The organism is Ruegeria sp. AB5 (assembly GCF_056542645.1).
In genome coordinates this window covers 1-21,757 of sequence record NZ_JBQGAE010000002.1, presented here as the reverse complement: position 1 = coordinate 21,757, position 21,757 = coordinate 1, and the positions used below count along the sequence as shown (strand labels likewise).

At 57.1% G+C, this 21,757-nt stretch carries 18 protein-coding genes; 12 read left to right on the top strand and 6 right to left on the bottom strand.

What is annotated here, in order from left to right; genetic code table 11:
* Positions 1 to 14 precede the first annotated feature (14 nt).
* Both ACR0L4_RS05390 and ACR0L4_RS05385 read left to right on the top strand, forming a co-directional pair.
* Positions 15 to 428 (top strand): group III truncated hemoglobin, encoded by a 414-nt coding sequence (locus tag ACR0L4_RS05390; protein WP_480511195.1) that lies wholly within the window; start codon positions 15 to 17, stop codon positions 426 to 428.
* 145 nt (positions 429 to 573) lie between these two features.
* Positions 574 to 1,512 carry a DMT family transporter gene (locus ACR0L4_RS05385; protein WP_170750236.1) on the top strand — a complete coding sequence of 313 codons (939 nt, stop codon included), beginning with the start codon at positions 574 to 576 and terminating at the stop codon, positions 1,510 to 1,512.
* Positions 1,513 to 1,521: 9 nt separating this feature from the next.
* On the opposite strand, the gene ACR0L4_RS05380 is transcribed toward ACR0L4_RS05385, so the two are convergent.
* On the bottom strand, positions 1,522 to 2,247 hold the full coding sequence (locus ACR0L4_RS05380; RefSeq protein ID WP_480511193.1) for an NYN domain-containing protein: 726 nt from the start codon (positions 2,245 to 2,247) through the stop codon (positions 1,522 to 1,524).
* 95 nt (positions 2,248 to 2,342) lie between these two features.
* A complete protein-coding gene (locus tag ACR0L4_RS05375; protein ID WP_480511191.1) occupies positions 2,343 to 3,455 on the bottom strand; it encodes an S-(hydroxymethyl)glutathione dehydrogenase/class III alcohol dehydrogenase in 1,113 nt (370 codons plus the stop codon).
* Between the two features lie 130 nt (positions 3,456 to 3,585).
* Here ACR0L4_RS05375 and ACR0L4_RS05370 point away from each other — a divergent pair, with 130 nt between their 5' ends.
* Positions 3,586 to 3,873, top strand: a complete 288-nt coding sequence (locus tag ACR0L4_RS05370) for an I78 family peptidase inhibitor (protein WP_480511189.1) — start codon at positions 3,586 to 3,588, stop codon at positions 3,871 to 3,873.
* 61 nt (positions 3,874 to 3,934) lie between these two features.
* Positions 3,935 to 5,587 (top strand): DUF6504 family protein, encoded by a 1,653-nt coding sequence (locus ACR0L4_RS05365; protein ID WP_480511187.1) that lies wholly within the window; start codon positions 3,935 to 3,937, stop codon positions 5,585 to 5,587.
* A gap of 16 nt (positions 5,588 to 5,603) precedes the next feature.
* On the opposite strand, the gene ACR0L4_RS05360 is transcribed toward ACR0L4_RS05365, so the two are convergent.
* Positions 5,604 to 6,329: an SDR family NAD(P)-dependent oxidoreductase gene (locus tag ACR0L4_RS05360; protein WP_480511185.1), complete on the bottom strand. Its 726-nt coding sequence runs from the start codon at positions 6,327 to 6,329 to the stop codon at positions 5,604 to 5,606.
* Between the two features lie 226 nt (positions 6,330 to 6,555).
* Between ACR0L4_RS05360 and ACR0L4_RS05355 the strand changes: the two genes are divergently transcribed.
* The 7 genes from ACR0L4_RS05355 (at position 6,556) to amaB (ending at position 14,059) form a co-directional block, all read left to right on the top strand.
* On the top strand, positions 6,556 to 7,887 hold the full coding sequence (locus tag ACR0L4_RS05355) for an NAD(P)/FAD-dependent oxidoreductase (RefSeq protein ID WP_480511183.1): 1,332 nt from the start codon (positions 6,556 to 6,558) through the stop codon (positions 7,885 to 7,887).
* Positions 7,841 to 8,380 (top strand): hypothetical protein, encoded by a 540-nt coding sequence (locus tag ACR0L4_RS05350; protein ID WP_480511182.1) that lies wholly within the window; start codon positions 7,841 to 7,843, stop codon positions 8,378 to 8,380. The genes ACR0L4_RS05355 and ACR0L4_RS05350 overlap by 47 nt, the downstream gene beginning before the upstream one ends.
* Positions 8,380 to 9,603: an MFS transporter gene (locus ACR0L4_RS05345; protein WP_480511181.1), complete on the top strand. Its 1,224-nt coding sequence runs from the start codon at positions 8,380 to 8,382 to the stop codon at positions 9,601 to 9,603. The genes ACR0L4_RS05350 and ACR0L4_RS05345 overlap by 1 nt, the downstream gene beginning before the upstream one ends.
* Entirely contained in the window at positions 9,600 to 10,217 is a 618-nt protein-coding gene (locus ACR0L4_RS05340; RefSeq protein WP_480511180.1) for a DUF3833 domain-containing protein, read from the top strand. The genes ACR0L4_RS05345 and ACR0L4_RS05340 overlap by 4 nt, the downstream gene beginning before the upstream one ends.
* On the top strand, positions 10,214 to 10,756 hold the full coding sequence (locus ACR0L4_RS05335; RefSeq protein ID WP_480511178.1) for a DUF3833 domain-containing protein: 543 nt from the start codon (positions 10,214 to 10,216) through the stop codon (positions 10,754 to 10,756). The genes ACR0L4_RS05340 and ACR0L4_RS05335 overlap by 4 nt, the downstream gene beginning before the upstream one ends.
* Positions 10,757 to 11,437: 681 nt before the next feature.
* Positions 11,438 to 12,544, top strand: a complete 1,107-nt coding sequence (locus tag ACR0L4_RS05330) for a saccharopine dehydrogenase family protein (RefSeq protein ID WP_480511176.1) — start codon at positions 11,438 to 11,440, stop codon at positions 12,542 to 12,544.
* 3 nt (positions 12,545 to 12,547) lie between these two features.
* Complete coding sequence (gene amaB / locus ACR0L4_RS05325; RefSeq protein ID WP_480511174.1) at positions 12,548 to 14,059, top strand: L-piperidine-6-carboxylate dehydrogenase; 1,512 nt, start codon at positions 12,548 to 12,550, stop codon at positions 14,057 to 14,059.
* A gap of 36 nt (positions 14,060 to 14,095) precedes the next feature.
* Here the strand turns inward: amaB and ACR0L4_RS05320 are convergent, their stop codons facing one another.
* Complete coding sequence (locus ACR0L4_RS05320; protein ID WP_480511172.1) at positions 14,096 to 15,673, bottom strand: DUF5928 domain-containing protein; 1,578 nt, start codon at positions 15,671 to 15,673, stop codon at positions 14,096 to 14,098.
* A 141-nt stretch (positions 15,674 to 15,814) separates the two neighbouring features.
* On the opposite strand from ACR0L4_RS05320, the gene ACR0L4_RS05315 reads away from it, so the two are divergent.
* Entirely contained in the window at positions 15,815 to 16,633 is an 819-nt protein-coding gene (locus ACR0L4_RS05315; protein WP_170750250.1) for a sulfotransferase family protein, read from the top strand.
* 608 nt (positions 16,634 to 17,241) lie between these two features.
* Here ACR0L4_RS05315 and ACR0L4_RS05310 read toward each other — a convergent pair.
* A complete protein-coding gene (locus ACR0L4_RS05310) occupies positions 17,242 to 18,117 on the bottom strand; it encodes a hypothetical protein (RefSeq protein ID WP_170750251.1) in 876 nt (291 codons plus the stop codon).
* Positions 18,118 to 18,305: 188 nt separating this feature from the next.
* On the bottom strand, positions 18,306 to 21,446 hold the full coding sequence (locus ACR0L4_RS05305) for an adenylate/guanylate cyclase domain-containing protein (protein ID WP_170750252.1): 3,141 nt from the start codon (positions 21,444 to 21,446) through the stop codon (positions 18,306 to 18,308).
* Positions 21,447 to 21,757: the final 311 nt, after the last annotated feature.

Below are 21,757 nucleotides of genomic sequence, written 5' to 3'. Positions count from 1 at the left end.
AAACTCAGGCCACCATGACCAGACCCACCCTTTCCCCGCGCTTTCCCGTGACGTCCGCACAGATCAACGCGCAAGTCCACGCCTTTTACGCCCGTGTGCGGCAGCACCCGGTGCTGGGCCCGATCTTTGCACACCACGTCACCGACTGGCCCGCACATGAAGACAAGATCGCCGCTTTCTGGCGCAACGCCATCCTGTATGAGCGCAGCTATGACGGCAATCCGCAGAGGGTTCATAGCGAACGGCCCGATGTGCAGCCAGAAATGTTCGCTCATTGGCTGGACCTGTTCGAAGAAGTTGCCGCTGAAACCCTACCCTCCGAGACAGCCACCCCCTGGGTCGCGCTCGCCCGCCGTATCGGCGTTGGCATGAAAGCCGGCGTTCAATCGGCGCGTCAAAAGAAGGGCGCGCCTCCGATCCTACGTTGATGCCACGACATGGCAGCTTTGCATGTTAGCGGTAAAATAAAGGCTATGCGGACCGGCAAAATGGGTTTACTCAGGGGCAAGACAGCCCCATTTGGCTGCGACGGCACTATGCCACCACACCGACATATTACCTGAGGCCACAGCGATGAGCACTCAAAACACCACCCTCCGGGGACTTGGTTTCGCGTTTCTGGGATTCGCGGTCTTTGCCAGCCATGACGCGCTGATCAAGGTGCTGGGTGGGACCTATTCGGTGATGCAGATCATCTTTTTCGCCACGCTGTTTTCCTTTGTGCCGATGGCCGTCACAATTCTGACCGATCGCACGACGGGAAACTTCCTGCCGCATCACCCCTGGCTGGTGCTGCTGCGGTCGGCCCTCATGGTCACATCCATGGTCTGCGCCTTCTACGCGTTCTCGGTGTTGCCCCTGGCCGAGGTCTATTCGCTTCTGTTTGCCTTCCCCCTCATCGTTACGGTCCTGTCGATCCCGATACTTGGGGAAGTCGTGCGCGCCCAGCGCTGGGCCGCCGTCGGAGTTGGCCTGATCGGCGTTCTGATCGTCCTGCGCCCCGGCGCGACAGACATCACTCTGGGCCACCTCGCAGCCCTGACGGCGGCGTTTTGCAGCGCGTTCGGGTCTGTTTTGGTCCGCAAGATCGGAAATGAAGAACGCTCGGCCGTGCTGATCCTCTACCCGATGTTGCTGGCGATTTTGGTCATGAGCCTGTTGCAGCCCGCCGTCTATCAGCCCCCTTCGCTGCTACATCTGGCGATGATGGCATTGGTTGGCGTCTTCTCGGTCATCGCCCAGCACCTGATCATCCTGGCCTATCGCGCGGCACCTGCCGGGGTCGTCGCCCCCAGCCAGTACAGCCAGATCATCTGGGCCACGATCTTCGGTATGATCTTTTTCGGCGAGCACCCGGACGGCTGGGTCGCGGTCGGCGCCAGCATCATCATCGCATCCGGTGTCTTCGTCGTCTGGCGCGAGAGCCGGTCGAACACCACCTCGGCCAACACCCCGGTTCTGCGGGTTCGCTCACCGCGTTCGGATACAGGGGCGACACGACCGGGGGAATGAATCCTGCCTTTACGGCTCTTTGCATCTGATCTTGAGACCACCATTTTCGCCGCTTTTCTCAAACCGGTCTATGGCGCGCACTAGATCGCTCAGCCTTTTGTGGCCATAGGAGCGGGCATCAAAGTCCGGATACATCTTGCCCAATTGGCTTCCGACGAATGCAAGACTGGCCCAGCCGTCCGGCTCATTCGTATTCTGTACGACATTGCGAATAAGCTGATAGGCATGGTTCAGCTCTTGCTTTGGTTTTGGGCTTTCGGACTTTTTGGCCTGCGGATTATCTGCGGCTGGCTTCTCGATATTATCAATATAAATGAACCGATTGCACGCTGCCACAAAGGCCTTGGGGGTTTTGCGCTCTCCGATTCCAAACACATCCAGTCCCTGCTCTCGTATCCGGCTGGCAAGGCGCGTAAAATCGCTGTCCGAAGAGACCAGCACAAAGCCGCCAAATCGACCGGAATGCAGAATGTCCATGGCATCAATGACCAACGCAATGTCGCTGGAGTTTTTGCCGGATGTGTTGGCGAATTGCTGATGCGGAACGATGGCGTATTCGGCCAGGGATTTGGCCTCCCAACCCTGCGGTGACCCGTTCGAGAAATCCCCGTAAATCCGCCTCAGACCAGCCTCGCCCAGCGTGGCAATTTCTTCGAAAATCTCTGCTGCATGTTTTGCGGAGACATTGTCCGCATCGATCAGAACCGCCAGACGGTCTGTCCTTCCTGTGGTCACCTGAAATCCTCAACCTTAAATTTAATTCATGGTGAGGACTGTAAGACCCAAAAAGAGCGAGCAAAAGCCCGCCCTTGGAAACTATTTCGGGTTTCTCAGTAGACCACGACCGAGCGGATGCTTTCACCTTTATGCATCAGGTCGAACCCGTGGTTGATGTCATCCAGGCCCATGGTGTGGGTGATCATCGGATCGATCTCGATCTTACCTTCCATGTACCAATCCACGATCTTGGGCACATCTGTGCGGCCACGGGCGCCGCCAAAGGCAGTGCCGCGCCAGGACCGGCCGGTGACAAGCTGGAACGGACGGGTCGAGATTTCGGCCCCCGCGGGTGCCACGCCGATGATGATCGATTCACCCCAGCCTTTATGCGCCGATTCCAGCGCGTCGCGCATCACGCCGACATTGCCGGTGGCGTCGAATGTGTAATCTGCGCCGCCCTTGGTCAGATCGACCAGATAAGGCACCAGATCGCCCTCGACCTCTTTGGGATTCACGAAATCGGTCATGCCGAACCGGGTGGCCATTTCCACCTTGGACGGGTTCAGATCGACGCCAACGATCTGATCGGCCCCTGCCAGTCGCAGGCCCTGAATGACGTTCAGCCCGATGCCTCCCAGACCGAAGACAATGGCACGGCTGCCGATCTCGACCTTGGCAGTGTTGATCACCGCGCCGATGCCGGTGGTCACGCCGCAGCCGATATAGCAAATCTTGTCGAAGGGCGCGTCCGGGCGCACTTTGGCCAGCGCGATTTCCGGCAGGACCGTGTGGTTGGAAAAGGTCGAACAGCCCATGTAATGCAGGATCGGATCGCCATCCAACGTCGAGAACCGCGAGGTGCCATCGGGCATCAGACCTTGCCCTTGTGTCGAGCGGATCGCCTGACACAGGTTGGTTTTAGGATGCAGGCAGTATTCGCATTCGCGACATTCAGGTGTGTAGAGCGGGATCACGTGATCGCCCGGCTTCAGACTGGTGACGCCGGGGCCAACCTCGACCACAACGCCCGCACCTTCATGGCCCAGAATGGCGGGAAACAGACCCTCGGGGTCTGCGCCCGACAGGGTGAATTCGTCGGTGTGGCAAATGCCGGTCGCCTTGATCTCGACCAGAACCTCGCCCGCTTTGGGGCCTTCGAGGTTCACATCCATCACTTCCAAAGGTTTGCCCGCCTGAACGGCGACGGCGGCACGGGTACGCATGGTGCTAATCTCCCTGTCTTGTTTGGCCCGACCCTGCGTCAATTGCAGGGTGTTTTCAACTGTGCATTCATGACAGAGTGGCTAATCAATTGATATTGCAGAAACGACATTGCCGGAATGAGGAACGCCAATGCACCGATTTATCCCGATCCTGATCCTTCTGACAGCCTGCGCCGCCCCCCCTGCGCCGGAAGAGGCGCGTCTTGCGCCCGAGGCTGCACCGGTCGATCTGGCCTTTTGTCAGGGCGATCCGTTTGCCGACTCGGTTGGTCAGCCGGTTTCCGCCATTCAGGCCGATCTGCCGGACCGTATCCGGGTGCTGGGCCCCGATGACCTTGCGACGCAGGACTACCGGATTGATCGCCTGAACGTCTATGTAACCGAAAGCGGCATCATTCAGCGTCTGACCTGCGGGTAGGCGTGGACTCGGGAAGTGATTCTCAGATAAGAACAAAGTGGGAACATTTTGATGTCTGCTGATGCCGAAACGCCGAATACTCTCACTGTGGTTTCCCCGTCTGGGGGCTGAACGGCTGATCCGCGCCGCGCGGGGGCTGCATGTCGGACCTTTGGCCGTGGTGGCCGAACAGTCGAACATGCAGGTGATTACGTCGCTGAATGCCGAGGCGCAGGCCGCCGGGCTGCGTGTGGGCCAGCCGGTGCGCGACGCCCATGCCATGTGCGCGTCGCTGATCACCCGGCCCCGCAATGCCCCGGTCGAGGCCGCGTTCCTGACCGCGCTGCGCCGCTGGGCGGGTAAATACAGCCCATGGGTGGCCGAAGAAGCGCCTGACGGGCTGATCGTTGACCTTTCGGGGTGCGCGCATCTGTTTGGCGGGGAAGACGCGTTGTTGAGCGTGCTTGAGACCGACTGCACCGATATGGGTCTCAGTGTGCAGATGGGCATTGCCGACACGCTGGGCGCGGCCTGGGCGCTGGCGCGATACGCGGGGCAGGAGGCCACATCCGACCGCAACGGCGACGCCATCAGCCAAGAGGCCCGCGCCACCCGTGCCCGGGCTGGCAAGCGGCGGCACTGGACCAAAGGCGGGGCCGCGCCGCAGGTGGTCGCGCTGGGCGGAGGGGCCCGGATCGCCGCGCCGGGGCAGTCTTATGGCGCGCTCAGCCCCTTGCCCATCGCGGCGCTGCGGCTTGAGGATCAGATGGTCGCGCAACTGAACCGTCTGGGCCTGCGCCGGATCGGCGATCTGCTGGGACAACCGCGTGCCAGTTTGGCGCGACGGTTCGGGCGCGGGCTGGTGCTGCGGCTGGATCAGGCCATGGGCAGCGCGCCCGAGCCTGTCTCTCCCGCCCGTCCGCCGCATCATTTCGCGGTGCGGATGACCCTGCCCAACCCGATTGGGCTGGTCGAAGACATGATGGCTGCTGTCGACCGGGTCCTGCCGACGCTTTGCACCAAACTGGAAGAGAAAGGCCGCGGGGTGCGCACCCTACGTCTGGAAGCCCATCGTGCCGATCAGGCCGCCGAGATCATCGAGATAGGTCTGGCCCGCCCGACCTATGACAAATACCGCATTCGCCCTTTGTTAGAGATGAAAATTGATAAGATCGACGCGGGCTATGGCATCGACATGCTGCGGCTTGAGGCGATCCAGACGGAACCCATCCACGCCCGGACCATAGCCGGCCATGCCGAAGCGCGTCGCGTGGCGCGCAACCGGCTTGATGGAAATACCGCGGTAGAAGACCTGATCGGCAAGCTGGGCGCGCGGGTGGGGCTCGAGATGATCACCCGGCGTCATCCTGCGGCCTCGCACATCCCCGAGAAAACCGCACAGGTTCTGGCGGCAGCGTGGTCAGACCCCGCAAGCGACTGGCCCGCCGCGCCGCGCCCGCGCCCCTTGCAGATGTGGCAACCCGAGCCAGTCATGGCCCCAGAGATACCGGATGTCCCAACCGCATTCCGCTGGCGCGGACGCGACTGGCAGCTGGCACAGGCTACCGGCCCGGAACGGATCGCGCCGGAATGGTGGCTGGATGACCCCAACTGGCGCAGTGGTGTGCGGGATTATTGGGTGGTTGTGACCGAACAGGGTGAGCGGCTCTGGCTGTTCTATGGACACGGCGGCACCCTGACCGCAGGCTGGTTCTGTCAGGGGCAGTTTGGCTGATAGCCCTGCTTAGAGCCTATTTCCCGCGATAAATCAGAATATCCGGCAGAAAATCCAGCAACCGGATCACCCAGGAAAACGGGGCCGGGAAATCGGTGCGGAACCGACGGCGCGACATCGCCCTGAGCACCCGATCGGCAGCGTCCTCAGCCGTCATCAGCATGGGCATCTTGAAATTGTTCTTTTCGGTCAACCGTGTCTTGATGAAGCCGGGGTTGACGATCCGCACCGTCACCCCCGTGCCCGCCAGATCAAAGCGCATGGTTTCCGCCAGAGAGACCAGCGCCGCCTTGCTGGCCGCATATCCCACCGCCGCAGGCAAGCCGCGATAGCCGGACAACGACCCGATCAGCGTGATATCCCCGCGCCCAGCCTCAACAAACCCCGGCACCGTTTCACCCAAGACCCGCAATGCGCCGATATAGTTCACGTCCGTCATGGCCAGAACCGCATCCGTGTCCCAATCACCGGTGCGCATGGGCTCGTAGGCTCCGGCGTTGTAGACCAGCCCGTCGACCTGTCCGGCCTCGCTCACAGCGCGGCGCACAGCTTCCAGATCAGTCACATCGAAGGGAACCGCCCGTGCATTCGGTAAGGTTTCGCAGATTTCGGCCAGCCGATCCGCATTGCGGGCTGACAGGACAAGATGCGCGCCCTGCTGACTGAGACCCTCGGCCAAAGCGCGGCCCAACCCCTCGCTGGCGCCGACGATCCAATAGGTCTTTCCCTCGAAACTGCTCATGCTTGGTCCATTTTGGGTGCATGAGGCAGTGTCTCATACACGGTATTGATCTGGTTGAAGTCACTTTATGCTTTTACGGCCAAGAAACTCAGCTGGATCATCCTCGCCCATGGGAATTTGACCGGGAAGTCACAGCATAGAGCATTGGAAAAATTAATCTAACCTGATTGATCCGCGTTCGACCCTTCTACGTATCTCTAGATAAATGTCGCACTAAGGGGATCACATGTTCGACGAAACGCGAGGCGAGCGCAAGAAAATCGCAGTAATAGGTGCAGGCATTTCAGGATTATCCGCAGCTTACTACCTTTCAGAACACCACGATATCACCATCTACGAGGCCGAACCGCGTCTCGGCGGCCATGCGCGAACCGTGATGGCCGGCAAGAACGGGGATCAGCCGGTCGATACCGGCTTTATCGTGTTCAACTATGCAACCTACCCCTACCTGACCAAGCTGTTCGACGCGTTGAACGTTCCCGTCGAGAAAAGCGAGATGAGCTTTGGTGCGACCATAGACAACGGTCGCATCGAATACGGGCTCAACAACCTGCGCACTCTGACGGCCCAAAAACGCAACTTGATGCGCCCGTCTTACTACAAGATGATCTCGGACATTTTGCGCTTCAGCAAGGAAGCCCCCGAAGCGGCGCAGGATGACGACACAACCATCGGAGAGCTGGTGGATCAGATGCGTCTGGGTCACTGGTTCCGCCACAACTACCTGATGCCGATGTGCGGGGCGATCTGGTCCACACCGGTCGAATTTGTCGATCAGTTCCCTGCTCGCTCGCTGGTTCAGTTCTTTCGCAACCACGCCTTGCTGGCCAGTGGCCGCGCCAGCCAGCACCAATGGTATACGGTCAAGGGTGGCAGCATCGAATACGTGCGCCGCATCGACGCTGCATTGAGGTCGCGCGGCAGCGACATCCGGCTGGCTGCGCCAGTGGATCATGTGCAGCGTGATGAGGCCGGAGTGACGGTCACCAGTCAAGGCCATGCGGACCGGTTTGACGAGATCATACTGGCCAGCCATTCGGATCAATCGCTGGCTATTCTCGGCGACAACGCGACGCCGGCAGAGGCCGCAGCCCTCGGCGCAATCCGCTACCAGCCCAACCACGCGATCCTGCACTGCGATGAAAGTCAGATGCCAAAGCGGCGCGCCTGCTGGTCCAGCTGGACCTACCGCTCGCAAGCCGGAGATGTCGGCGTGACCTATTGGATGAACCGGTTGCAGAACATTCCGGACAGCGATCCGCTGTTCGTATCTCTGAACGCGTCCTCTCAAATCGCCGAGGACAAAATCTATGACCAGGTCGAGTTTGCCCATCCGGTCTTCGACAAAGCGGCCCTGAAAGCACAGGGACAAATTCGCGAAATGCAGGGACAGAACCGGACCTGGTTCGCCGGAGCCTATAACCGGCACGGGTTTCATGAAGACGGGATCGCCAGCGCGATGCATGTCGTTGACCAACTGCGCGGCGCCCCGCAAACAACCGGAGCTGACAATGGCATTCTTGAAAAAGACGCGGCCATCTATGTGGCCGCCGAATAAACTGTACGCTGCGCTTCTATCGCTCGCCCTGCTTGTGCCGGGCGGGGTGACGGCTTCACCTCTGTCCAGCGAACTGAGCGATCCCAAACTTCTGGGCAGCTCTACCTTTCGCTTCCTGGGCCTGCCCGTGTATGACGCCAAGCTCTACACACCCGGTGGAGCGGCCTTCAACTGGTCCGAGGATTTTGGTCTGCAACTGACCTACCGAAAGAACCTGGCTCAGAAAGCACTGGTCGAGTCGACGCTGGATGAAATGGCGCGGCAGGGCAATCCTGCTCCGACACCGGCCCAGCTTGAGACATGTTTTCAGGCGGTCAGCAAAGGCGACAGCTATTTGGCGATCTCCGAAGGGCCCAACAAGGTTGGGTTCTGGCGCAATGGGACACAGACCTGCACGCTGACAAACACCGGCATCAAGAAATCCTTCATGTCAATTTTCGTGGGCGACGACACCCGGTCGGCCAGCTTCACCCGGCAATTGAAAGGTCAGTGATGCTGTATCCCCGGGTCAGCCTTTATGCGCTGATGCTCGCTGCGGCGGGCATACCGCTTTATATTCACCTGCCGCGTTTTGCTGCGGTGAATCTGGGCATTGGCCTTGGGGTGATCGGGACTGTATTACTGGTGATCCGACTGGTCGACCTGGTGCAAGACCCGCTTATTGGCTGGGCCATCGACCGCTGGCCCGGAGGGCAGCTTCTGTTCGCCGCACTGGCCGCGCTTGGGCTGGCAATTGGATTCCCCTTGCTGTTCGGCCTGCCAAACGGGGCCAGCGTCAGCGCATTGATCACCATCCTCGTGTTGCTTTTTTCAGCCTACAGCCTTGGCACCATCCTGCTCTATGGCCGCAGCGCGACGCTGGCCAAACGTGCAGATCCGAAAGAGCTGATGCGTTTGGCCGCTTTCCGGGAAGGCGGGCAGTTGACGGGCGTGGTGCTTGCCGCCAGCGCCCCGGCCCTGTTCGTTGCGTTTGGCGCGCAGGCACAGGGCTACCCCGCGTTCGGCCTGTTTCTGGGCGCTTTGGCGGTGATGACCCTGATCCTGACCGTTCCGATGTGGAACCGTACACCGATCACGGGCGACGGCATCTCATTTACGGCGCTTGGGCAATCCGGCGCCCTGCGTCTGCTGGTTCTGGCACTGATCAACAGCCTGCCGGTCGCTCTGACAGCAACTCTCTTCCTGTTCTTTGTCGAGGACAAACTACAATTGCCCGGCAAGGCGGGCCCGCTGCTCATTCTGTTCTTCCTCAGCGCCGGGGCCAGCGTGCCGCTGTGGGCCAGACTGAGCAACAGAATTGGACCGAAGCAGACACTCATGATCGCGATGCCGCTTGCAATTGCATCCTTCATTGGCGCAGCCACCCTTTCTGCTGGCAACCTGACCGGCTTTGCGCTGATCTGCCTGGCGTCTGGCGCAGCGGCCGGAGCGGATATCGTGATCCTGCCCGCCATGTTCTCGGTCGTGCTGAACCGCGCGGGGCTGAATGCCTCGACCGCATTCGGCATCTGGTCTTTCGCTGGCAAGCTGGGCCTTGCGCTCGCTGCCTTTTTTGCCCTGCCCCTGTTGGAACGCAGTGGCTTTTCACCCGGTCAAGCCAACTCTGAACAGGCGTTGAACACACTCACATTCGCCTATGCTCTGCTGCCCTGCATTCTCAAGCTTGGGGCGTTCGCAATGGTCTTGACCCTGCCCACGGAGGTTACAGCCAAATGACTGCGCTCGTTGTGTTTCTGCTCGCCATCCTCGCTATCGTCGCTGTCCAAAGACGCTTTCTGAGCTTTCGGTCACAATCCCCGACCGACTACACCGGAACAGGCCCCGAGTTTTCGCTCGCCGAACATCTGAATGGCGACATTCTGTCAGAAGGACTGATCTATGGTCCAAACGGCAAGATGTCGAACAGCTTCGTGGCCCGCATGGTCGGTGAGTGGGATGGGAACACCGGCACCCTGGCCGAGTATTTCACATACTCGAACGGAAAACAGATGACCCGAAAATGGTATCTGACGCTTGGCACCGGCAACACGTTCACGGCCACAGCTGACGATATTGTCGGCGAGGGCAAGGGCGTGATCTCGGGATCGACCGTCAAACTGACCTACAGGATCATCCTGCCCCAAGATGCGGGGGGTCACACGCTGGACGTCACGGACTGGATGTACCTGACCGAGAACGGCGCGATCATGAACCGATCGGAAATGCGCAAGTTCGGCCTCAAGGTGGCTGAACTGGTGGCGACGATGCGTCCGGCGCCCAAGGTGCAAACCATGCATCTACACGGCGCAAACGGGTATGACTCGGATGCCGAACACAGGCCGCTGCAATGATGCGGTTCCGTTTTCTGATATCCCTGATGGCGATTGCCGGTCTGCTGGTATTGGCCGCCTGTTCCGCCAAGCCTCGGGTGCCGAAAACCTTCCTGTCGGACCGGCAATTGAACCTTGAAGAGTTCTTTGAGGGCAAAACAGTTGCGTATGGCCAGTTTCAGGACGTTCTGGGCAACGTTCCGCGCCGCTTTACGGTCGATATCGATGGCACATGGGACGGGCAGACACTGACGCTGGTCGAGGATTTTGTCTATGATGACGGCGCAACAGAACAGCGCATCTGGACCCTGACCAAAACGGGCGAGGACACGTGGACCGGGACCGCGCCGGGAGTTCTGGGGACAGCGACGGGGACCGAGCGCGGTGATACGTTCAACTGGAAATACAAGATCGACCTTCCCATCAAGGACGGCACGATGCGCGTGAACTTTGACGACTGGATGTGGCTTCTGGAAGATGACCGCCTGCTGAACCGCGCCTATGTCTCACGGTATGGCGTCCGTCTGGGCGAGGTGATCCTGTTCTTCGAAAAACTCTGATCGGGTCTCAGCGCCGCTGTTCCGCAGTGTTGCGTTCATAGAAGATAAACTCATCAACCCCGCCAAGCGGCTTGCTGGACACGGGTCTGCTTTGAACAACCCGCGGAGTGGGGGGTGTCGGAGCAGACGGTGTTGGAGCAGCAGGCGGGTGCTGGTCTGGTTCCTGCGCCTGCACGCGCGCCCGCTCGACCTCGGCCCACAAGAAAAACACACCGCCCCGAGTCCCATTAAGGTCCTCAGGCACCGTAGCCCACACGACATGCGGGGGGGTTCCAGACTTCTGCTCTATTGTTTTGCCCCCGGGATTTTTCCCATTGAGAACAGACTAACAACTCTTTCAGAATCTGGCAATTTCATTGACGTTTACCGGCGAAAATCCCCGCATAGGCTTGTTTTCTTGCGGACTAAGAACCTTAGATGCACCTGAAGCCAGGACAGGCATTCAGCTTCTTTTCGACCACAAGAACTCAGGCCTCCGCACATCAGGGCCACGCTATTCGTCGGCAGATGTGTAGCGGTCGAAATCGCCCTACAGACCGCCAGAGCCCGCGCAAGACTCAGCAATTTAACGAATTCTACGTCATAATGACGGATATACTTACTATTTCGTCAAGATAATCCCTACGAAATGACCGTTTTCTGCGCCACTCTTGATGAAAACCAAAAAAGAGGAGGCGCGCGATGTCCTGGGATGTATGTGTTGTGGGGGCTGGTAAAATCGGGCAGATGATCGCCACTTTGTTGAAGGGATCACCGAATTACAGCGTCACAGTCGCGGATCACGATCTGAAAGCTCTGGGCGAGGTTGCCAGACTGGGTGTGGCGACAAAACAGATCGACGCCAAAGACGCAGACAACGTGGCCACCGGACTGGACGGGTTCGACGCCATCATCTCGGCCGCCCCTTTCTTTTTGACCCCGACCATCGCTGCGGCGGCCAAACGGGCCGGTGCGCATTACTTTGACCTGACCGAAGATGTCGCGGCCACCAAGGCTGTCCGCGCCCTTGCCGAAGGAAGCCAAACCGCCTTTGCGCCGCAATGCGGGCTGGCACCCGGCTTTGTCGGGATCGCTGGCGCGTCTTTGGCCGCTGAATTTGACGACATAGACAGCCTGCACATGCGGGTGGGGGCTTTGCCGCTCTATCCCACCAACGCGTTGAAATACAATCTGACCTGGTCGACGGACGGCCTGATCAACGAATACTGCAACCCCTGCGATGCCATCGTGAATGGGGAAAGGGTCAAGACGGCGCCGCTTGAGGACTACGAGACGTTGGGACACGACGGCGTCGAATACGAGTGCTTCAACACCTCGGGCGGTCTGGGCACCTTGCCGGAAACGATGCAGGGCAAGGCTCGGGCTGTCTCGTACCGCTCGATCCGCTATCCGGGCCATTGTGACATCCTGAAACTGTTGCTGCACGATCTGGGGCTGGAACGCCGCCGTGATCTTTTGAAAGAGATATTCGAAGCCGCCCTGCCACGCACCGATCAGGATGTGGTGCTGGTCTATTGCACCGCCAAAGGCATGATTGGCGGGACGTTGCGGGAAAAATCGCTGATCAACAAAAGCTTCGCACGTGAGATCAACGGACAGGTCTGGAGCGCCATTCAGGTCACAACCGCCGCTGGTGTGTTGGGTGTCGTTGATTTGATGCGCACGAGCGTTTTACCTTCGACCGGTTTCATCCGGCAAGAGCAGGTGAAGCTGTCCGATTTCCTGAACACCGAATTTGGCAGGCTCTACCGGGCCGGTGATGTAACCCCACAGAACAAGGCGGCTTGAGAAATGAAAGATGTTGTGATGACTGCTGAAACCACTCTGGCAAACTTCGACCTGACCGCTTCGGAACTGACGGGTGGCGCATTGACAGTGCGGTCCCCAATTGACGGTCGCGTATTGGCCGAGGTCCATGAAACCCCGGCATCCGAAATGGACGCGATCTTCGCCAATGCAAAAACCGCGTTCAAGGCGTGGCGTGGCGTGCCTGCCCCGCGTCGGGGCGAACTGATACGCCTGCTGGGAGAAGAGCTGCGCGCAGCCAAGGATGATCTGGGCGCGCTGGTCAGTTGGGAAGCGGGCAAGATCACCTCGGAAGGACTTGGAGAAGTGCAAGAGATGATCGATATCTGCGACTTCGCCGTTGGTCTGTCCCGCCAGCTTTATGGTTTGACCATCGCATCCGAACGTCCCGGGCATCGCATGATGGAGACATGGCATCCGGCGGGTCCGGTCGGGGTGATCTCGGCCTTCAACTTTCCGGTTGCGGTCTGGTCCTGGAACGCCGCGCTGGCGATTGTCTGCGGCAATCCGGTGATCTGGAAACCCTCCGAAAAGACGCCGCTGACAGCGATGGCCTGCCAGAAGATCTTCGAGCGGGCCTTGGCCCGATTTGGCGATGCACCCGACAATCTGCTGCAAACCCTGATCGGCGGCGCTGCTTTGGGTGAGGCCCTGGTGGCAAGCGAAGATGTCCCGGTGATCTCGGCCACCGGGTCGACCCGCATGGGCCGCGCGGTTGCGCCTGTCGTTGCGGCGCGGTTCGGCAAGTGCATTCTGGAACTGGGCGGCAACAACGCCATGATCGTGGGTCCCTCGGCTGATCTGGAAATGGCAGTGCGGGCGATTGTGTTCTCGGCGGTCGGAACAGCGGGTCAACGCTGTACGACGCTGCGCAGGCTGATCGTACACAACACAATCAAAGACCAGTTGGTCGCGCGTCTCAAGAAAGCCTATGCCGGTTTGCCCATCGGTGATCCTCTGGCCGAGGGTACCCTGATCGGACCGCTGGTGGACGAAGCCTCGGGTGCCGCAATGACCGCAGCGTTGAAAGCTGCTGAAGCCGAAGGCGGCACCGTCTTTGGCGGCCAGCGCGTGATCGAAGGTGTGCCGGGTGGCGTCTATATGGAACCCGCCATCGTTGAGATGCCGGGACAGACAGCAACGGTGAAAACGGAAACCTTCGCTCCGATCCTCTATGTCATGGGGTATGACGATTTCGACGACGCCATCGAGCTACAGAATGACGTACCGCAAGGCCTGTCCTCCTGCGTCTTCACATTAAACATGCGTGAGGCTGAGCAATTCCTGACAGCGGCCGGTTCGGATTGCGGCATCGCCAATGTCAATATTGGACCGTCCGGGGCCGAGATCGGCGGCGCGTTTGGGGGTGAAAAGGAAACCGGCGGTGGGCGCGAAAGCGGATCAGACGCCTGGAAATCCTATATGCGCCGTCAGACCAACACGGTGAACTACTCGGCTGAACTGCCGCTGGCGCAAGGCGTCAAGTTCGACATCTGAGTGTCGGCCCGGCGGTGCTGGCCGCGTCGCCCAGCCTTAGTCAGAAAACAGATAGTCCAGTTGCATGATTGAATGGGCCTTGTCGGCCTCGACACACAGAAATTCGGCGATCACGGCCTCTTTCTCGGTGCGCTCGGCCCTTTCACGCAAACGCAGATAGCCATCAAGTCCTGCGCCACGGATCAGCTCGGATTCATAGGCCAGATCGTTTCGGATTGTGGGCAGCAGGTGCGCGACGGTCTCGTTCGGGCTGTTCTCTCCTGCCAACCCAACCCGCCGGGCATGGCCGATCAGGTAGTCATCTGAATAGTCGCACGCGATCTCAAGCACATGGGTTTTGGCCGCATCGCCGCAGAAATCCTGGATGACATCCAGGTTCGAAGGGTCCAGACACAGCACCAGTTGGTTTGATCCGAAATGCTCGAACAGCATTCGGACCACGGCGCGGCGATGACGCGAACGTTTGTTGAGCGTGGTTTCGATACCTCCCAGATCGGGCAGTTCGGTGTCCTTTTCGTTGAACAGGTATTCCACGCAAGGGATGTCTGTTTCCGCGGCGATCTGAGTGACCAGCCGCTTCGCCACATGCCATTTCTTGCACACGATCAGGAACAGCTCGCGCTCGGGGCCAAGCGTGTTGCCGGCTTCCCAGAACCGCTGCCCGAACCGGCGGCCCACACGGCCGCGTCCGGTGAGGAAGGCAAAGAGGTTGCGCCCCTCATTCGAGATGGGGAAGTCAACGCCTGTGCTGGCATAAAGCGCGCCCAGCCGGTCCTTTAGTTCATGCGCTTCGGGGCTGATCTTGCGCGCAAACAGATAGTTCTGTCCCAGCAGCATATCGAAGTGATCGTTGTAGAACGTCACCGGCATTCCGTAGTCCGAGAACATCAGAAAGGTCAGCGTGCGGTTTTCAATCTCGCTTTTCGGGATCAGATGGCGGACCAGGGTTTGAAAGAAAGTCTCATCCGGGATCCAGGTGGTCGAGAAGAACCGGACCACATCCCGCCGCTGACGCAGCAGTTCAAGGATCATCTCGACCGTGTGGCGGCGCAAACACCACCACTGGCTGCCGATCATGACCTGAATATCCTCGGGGATTGCGCGTGTCAGGTTGAAGCGTTTCTGCAACTCGTAGGCTGCGTAGAACCGCTTGGCCTGAGTGCGTTCATTGAAGACATGGCGATAGATCAGCCGGTCTTCCTTCATTCCGGTCTTGATCCAGTTGCTGGCGAAGAAATCGTGGCTTTCGATAAAATCCTTGTCGTGTTCATCCAGGAAATTATGCGTGTATTCCGCCGTCTTGATTGCCATGCAATCGCCAGACAGCATGTAGAAATGTGTAACGCGGGGAAAGGCATCGACCGCAGCCTCCAACGCAAACAGCGTGGCCTGAACCAGAGACCATTCGCCCCAGCCGCATTTGACCCGCTTGGCAGCAAAGGTGACATTGGGATTGTCATTCAGCGCCGTGCGGATGTGCTCATAGTCAGACGCCTTGGCCCGGGCGTCGAAGTGGATCGCCATACAGTCGCCCACAGCGGTCAGTTGCTCGGCCTGCGCGATGATCGCGTCAGGGTTCTTGTGACACAGCAAAATGTAGGCAATCTTTGCCATCTGGTTTACGCAATTTCCGTTTCTGCCCGTTTGCATCCGTGATACTGAGGATGAACGATTGAATAAACAGAATATTTTTGGTTCTTTGACTGCAAAATACGTTTGTGTAGCGAGTTCCAGTCCGTTGAGGAGGCACAGCAGATGGGGTTCCCCGGCACTTGGATGACCGAGAGCGAAAGCATGGTTTACCGTGTGGTGCCCAAATGTGCGTGCTCGACCATTGGTCAGATCATGTATTATTCGGATCATGGGGAGTTCTTTGATGGCGATATCCATGACGCCAAGGACGGGATGCACAAATGGGCTTTTGATCAAAGCCAGGGCATGATCGCCACAAATGTGCGCAATCACGGGTCTTATTCCTTTACCTGCGTGCGCAATCCTTACACGCGCATCCTCAGCTCATTCTTCGACAAGATTTGCGGCATTCAGCGCAACGGCAAACGCTACCGGGGCAATCTGGTGCCGACGCTGATCTATAATTACGGGATCGAAGTGGGCGGTGATGATGGCAAGGGAGAGTTTGACCAGATTGCCAGTTTCCGCCGGTTTCTTCTGTTTGCCCGCGACACGATCCGCTGGCGCCGCCCGATGGACCCGGACATTCACTGGTCTGCCATGTCAGGGCATGTGTCGACCTTCATTGTGAATGGCGGGCAATATGATCGGATTTTCTGGACCGAGGCGTTCAATGACGGGATGCAGGGAGTTCTAGACCACGTCGAAACCGCCCATCCGGTGACATTGTCCGAGATCCCGCGATTCAACGAATCCGAAGGCCATGGCCCCGAACGCGCCCATCCGGTCGAGGACTATTTCGACGATCTGTCAATGCATCTGGTCTATGAAATCTACAAACAGGACTTCGAGCTGTTCAAATACGATTTCGAAAACCCGGCCAACAAGATGCCTGTGGGTGAGATCGATCTGGACGAAGTTCACGCCAAACTGGGGGATTGAGAAGCAATAGGTGCCCCCGGCAGGAATCTTTCTGCTTAGAACGCGATTTGCAGGTGAGTATCTGCTTAGACCCCAAAGTTACCGGGTGCCGCAGTCCGCGCTAAGGACGGCAATGCGCAGAAGCCGGACTTTGCAAAATTCAGTGGCGGCCAGATGCTGCCGTTGAACCGAAAGTTAAAATACTGTGGCCGCAGCCCGCGTTCTGGGCATTCGCTGCGTGTGCGAAATCTGGGGATGGACGACTTAAAAGTTTTGTGCGGACAAGGCCGATACTCGCTGTTACGCGGTGCATAAGCTTGCTCTTACGTCGGCGATGCAAGTTTTGGTAACGTCTTCCAAGTCGCACACGCCGAGACTGAATGGCCCCGGATCTGAAAACGAACAATACGAAACGGACCGAAGCGTAACCCGTACTTCTTGAGCGCATGGGTGCTGCGCCAATTTCTTTCAGATCGTTAGTTTCTGCTACTCTGAGCCACTTTTGTCCACTCCGACAAAGCCTGTCTCGAGCCATGTGCCGCCCGAAAAGCGCTGTTCAGAAACCAACCCGCGCTTATCCGCAAATGGCAATCGGGAATACTTCGCCTCCCAAGACACCAAGATTCTTTCTAGCGTGTGTTCACGATCGGCGGATTTTTGCAGCGGCCGAGGCAATAATGTACGCCTGCCGCGGATCCCGACGGCAGCGTTTCAGGCACGCCTAAGCCCATTGGAAACATCATGTCGACACAGGCATCGTGGTCAATCTTGAAGTATTCCCGGATACGTCTTGGGATTCCGGTTTGGCCCTTAACGTATTTTTTCCATTTCGGGTTTCCCTGCTTTTTAGACGCCTTTGCTTCCCAGTAGTTAATGACCTCAATATTCTTCCCCGCTGCATACAACTTGAACTCGAAGCCGTTGGCAGTAGCCGCAGTCACTTTCAAGCCAGTTGCCTTGGCCGCTTTCTTAAAGACATTTTCGGGATCGCCCGGGTTTTTCTGATCTACATAAGCAGAACTGGCCTCAACGTGAAAATACTGGTACTGGAATTTGTTGTTTGGCGCCCTTGGTCTGGCGATTTCAGTAATCATTATGACGCAAAGTCGCAGCTCGAAGGTGTTCCGGTCGTAGTGGTAGCCAGCCAGACTGGTATCATGCAGGCATTTATCTAAAATCTTCCCTCTAACAAATACCTCTCTCTTACCGCTGGGATTCTTACCGCCCTCAGCGGTTTCGAGAAATGCCCGCCCGGTAATTCCCGACAACCCTTTGAAATTCGCGTCGGAACTGGGCAGGTTGAACCTTTCGATGCATTTCTCGAGGGTATCGCTGCGCTTGCATAAGTTCCCGTCGAGCTTTCGGAGAACATTTTTGAACTCCCCGTCGTCTAACTCGTTAACCGGTTTTGGACGCGCATTGAGACTGTCATTATAATCGCCCGCTACAAATTCCTGTTCAGGTATATCACGAACGTTAAAAACCTCTCCAGTTTGAGGGTCCACCGGACCTTCTGCGCAAGCCGATATAACAACAGTCAGAGACAAGGCTACGAACAATCTCCTAGGTCGAATACGCATAATTTCCCCCAAATAACTAACAATTCTGGGAGGGTAGCACGAATGGTCGCGAATCGTGACACAAATCTGCATGCTAGGCGAGCAGTCGGGTTTCGTTGTCCGCGCTTTCGAATTCAATCGCTGTGATGTGCATTGGCCAGTTTTTCGATTTTTTGCGCCAACAACTCCGTCCATTGTGAATGAAACCCGATCGAAGAATGCTTTAACACATCGCGCGCTATTGCGATCTGGCCAGCGGCTTCATCAAACTCGCATTGGCAAAGATACGCGTCCGCAAGTAAAGTATGTGAGAATGCGATAATCTGTCCCGACCCCGTTGCGGCATAGCGCTCAAGCCCTTCACGCAGCGTATTGACGCCGCCAGTTTGGCCGCAGCGGGCTTCAGCCCAACCTAGCACGACGCTGCACCAAGGCTCCCAATACTTGAACTGCATTTTTTCGCTGATCTTGTGTGCTTCTTTTGCAAATTTTCGGCATTGTTCAGGGTCGTTAATCGTACAATAAATTGTCGCTATGATGCTCAGACCATAGCATCGGGAGAACTCGCTGTTTTGCGCCCGCACCTTGGCAATCGACGTTTCAAGTTCGCCAAGGATGGAAGTCTGGTCGCCATGTTTAAGTGCCCCGGCCCAGCATCGCAGGACCGTATCGACCGTTTCTGGGTCTGCGGGATAAACCCGGTTAATTTCGCTAAGTTCAGACTGAGAACGCTGGTCCAGCGCCTGGTCAAAATGCGCAATGGCGCGGTCAAACTCGCCCAGGAGCAAAGAAGTCATACCGCTATTGTGTTCGCTCAGGGTGTGCAGGGCTGAATTTTCGTCGATAGCGATTAATGCTGCCATCCGCTCGCAATATTGCCAAGCGACATCTGGTCGCCCAGCGATTAGGTGTTCGCCAATGAGCTGATGCAGATTGGCGAAGGCCACTTCGTGGTCGCCGATCTTTTCGTTAAGAGCGATCAGTTTTTCCAGATTGCTAGTAATATCAGGAGAGCCCCAACTGCGCATTTCGAGGGCGACCGCGAGGGTTTGGCGCAACTTTGTCTCTACCAGATCAGACGTATCATCTCGGGCAAGGTTTTCGTGCGCATCAAGTGAGGCAGTCAGTTGGGCAATCGCTTCCTGGCTGGCATAATTGCGCAGACTCAGGTGCGCGGCTTCTCGCCATTTTTCTCTTGCGCCATCAAATTGCTCGGCTTTCATGTAATGCAACGCAAGAATTTCAGGCTGCCGATCACATAGGTTTTCGAACCGCTCAACCATAGTTTCAGCAATTCGGCGATGCAGTTCCTTCGCTTGTTGCGGAAGTATCGCGTCGTAGGCAACATCGCCAATCAGCGCATGGCGGAAACTGTATACCCTTTCAAAGTCTTGCGTTTGAACAACCATAATCTGAGCCTGCACAAGGCTGGCCAATTCCGTTTGAATGGTTTCCACTGATCGCTCGGCCACGGCTGCAACAAGATCACTTGTAAAATTTCGCCCAAGCGCCGCGCAAATCGAGATCGTGTCAGGCGTGACACTGAGGTTGTCAAGGCGCGCGCGCAAAAGGTCTTTGAGGCTCGAGGGGAACGGTACTTCATGTTCTGCCTGGCTTGTTGTCCAATTGGCTTCTTGATTTCTCGCGAGCATACTGACCATTTCTTCGACGTATAGCGGTATGCCTTCCGAGCGATTGACGATGACCTGCATTAGTCCATTCAGCACGATGTCGTCCGTGTTCAAAGCTTGAAGCAACTGTTTGGTTTCACCTGCACCGAGACTTGGAATGGATAAAGTGGTGACCTTAGGTAAGTTTACCCAAGTCGGTTTGTACTCAGGACGATAGGTGCCCAACACCATTACTCTGAGATTATCGATCCGGTGCAAAAGTATATTGAGCAATTCTTCAGAAGACGGATCTATCCAGTGCAAGTCTTCAAACTGAATGAGTATTGGTTTTTCGAATGCAGTCTTCTCGATATAGCGGATCAAAAACTCAACTGTTCTTGCCTTGGTTTCTTCCGGTGAAGCCAAGAACATTCGATCTTTCGGTCCGAGCGAAAGCAAATTAGAAAGTACAGAGGCGATCTTATCCGAAGCGCCATCCCGGGCCTCCAAAAACGCTCTCAGTTTGCTTTCCCGTTCTTTCGCTGTATCACTTTCCCTCAAACCAATCGAATTGATGATATGTGCCTTGATTGGAAAGAATGAGCTGTTCACATGGTAGGGAGAACATTGGAAGATCAAACGTTGGCCCAGCGGCAGGACGAGTTTTTGTTGCACTTCTTCGGCCAGACGTGACTTGCCCAGACCTGCTTCTCCGGAAAGGAAAACCGCCTGACCTTCGCCGCGGCAAGCTGCGTTCCAACGCCCCTGTAGCAGGTTGAATTCGTCTTGTCTTCCAATAAGCGGAGTAAGAGCACCATGTACTCGCTTTTCAAAACGCAGTTCTGTGCTCTGTGACCCTTCAACCAACCAGACGTTGACTGGTTCAGAAAAGCCCTTCAATTTATGTGCTCCAATTGAGGCGCACTGAAAGTTATGCCCAAGAAGTCTTTGGGTGCGTTCGGAAACGGCGACTGTACCGGGTTCAGCGAGCGACTGGAGCCGCGCTGCAAGATTGGGGATATCTCCTAGGGCGAAGCTATCGATCTGTCGTTGGCTTTGTATCACGTCTTCGACTACTACATCTCCCGTGGCAATGCCGATGCGTACGGAGAGGTTTTCTTGCGGCGACACTGCAATCGCACTGACCTTGTCGACAATCTCAAGAGCTGTAAGCGCCGCTCGTTCGGCATCGTCTTCATTAGCGAGAGGGAAGCCAAAATATGAAACGACTCCATCCCCTACAAATTGCGCAAAATAGCCGAAATTGTTTTGGATCGCTTCTACGCATTGCTTTTGATAGGTCTTTAGAATATCGCGGTATTTTTCGATACCTAATTCCTGCGTCAGACCCGTTGAATTGACCAGATCAACAAACATGATTGTCATCTGGCGCAACTCTCCGATTGGCCTCCCGGGACGAATGGGCGCTTCTGCGGCGGTAGCACTGCTTTCCTGAAAGTTCGCTTGCGCTGAACCAGAAGCACGTGTTGCCAGTTGCCGTGATCCATTGAGCAGACGTTTGCGATCGCCAAGCGTGATTCCGATACTTGCGAGATCGTCCTCCGTCAATTGACTGATTATGTCCAAATCGATGGAATTCGACACAAGAGTGTCTAAGTACTTTTCCAGGTTTAGAGAGGCTAGCCATGATTGTAGCGTGGGCATTGGTAACGCGCTCCCGAAAATACTGGATATTAGCAGATTGGACTCAAAACACACCAATCCCAAATTTAAATTTCCAAAATGAGTTAAGCACTGGACCCATTGATTTGATTGCAGACGTCACGCCGAGCTGATTCAAGCTCCTGAACTTCAGGAGGCGTGATGAGCAACTTGTTTTGGTTGACCAACGAGCAGGTGGTTTTTCTCTGATTTGGTGGACACCTAGAATAGGCGCAGCCCGCGCCGGGAGGTGTCGAATGACGAAGCCGAAGCGATACAAGCGGTACAGCGCGGAGTTCAAACGAGAAGCTCTG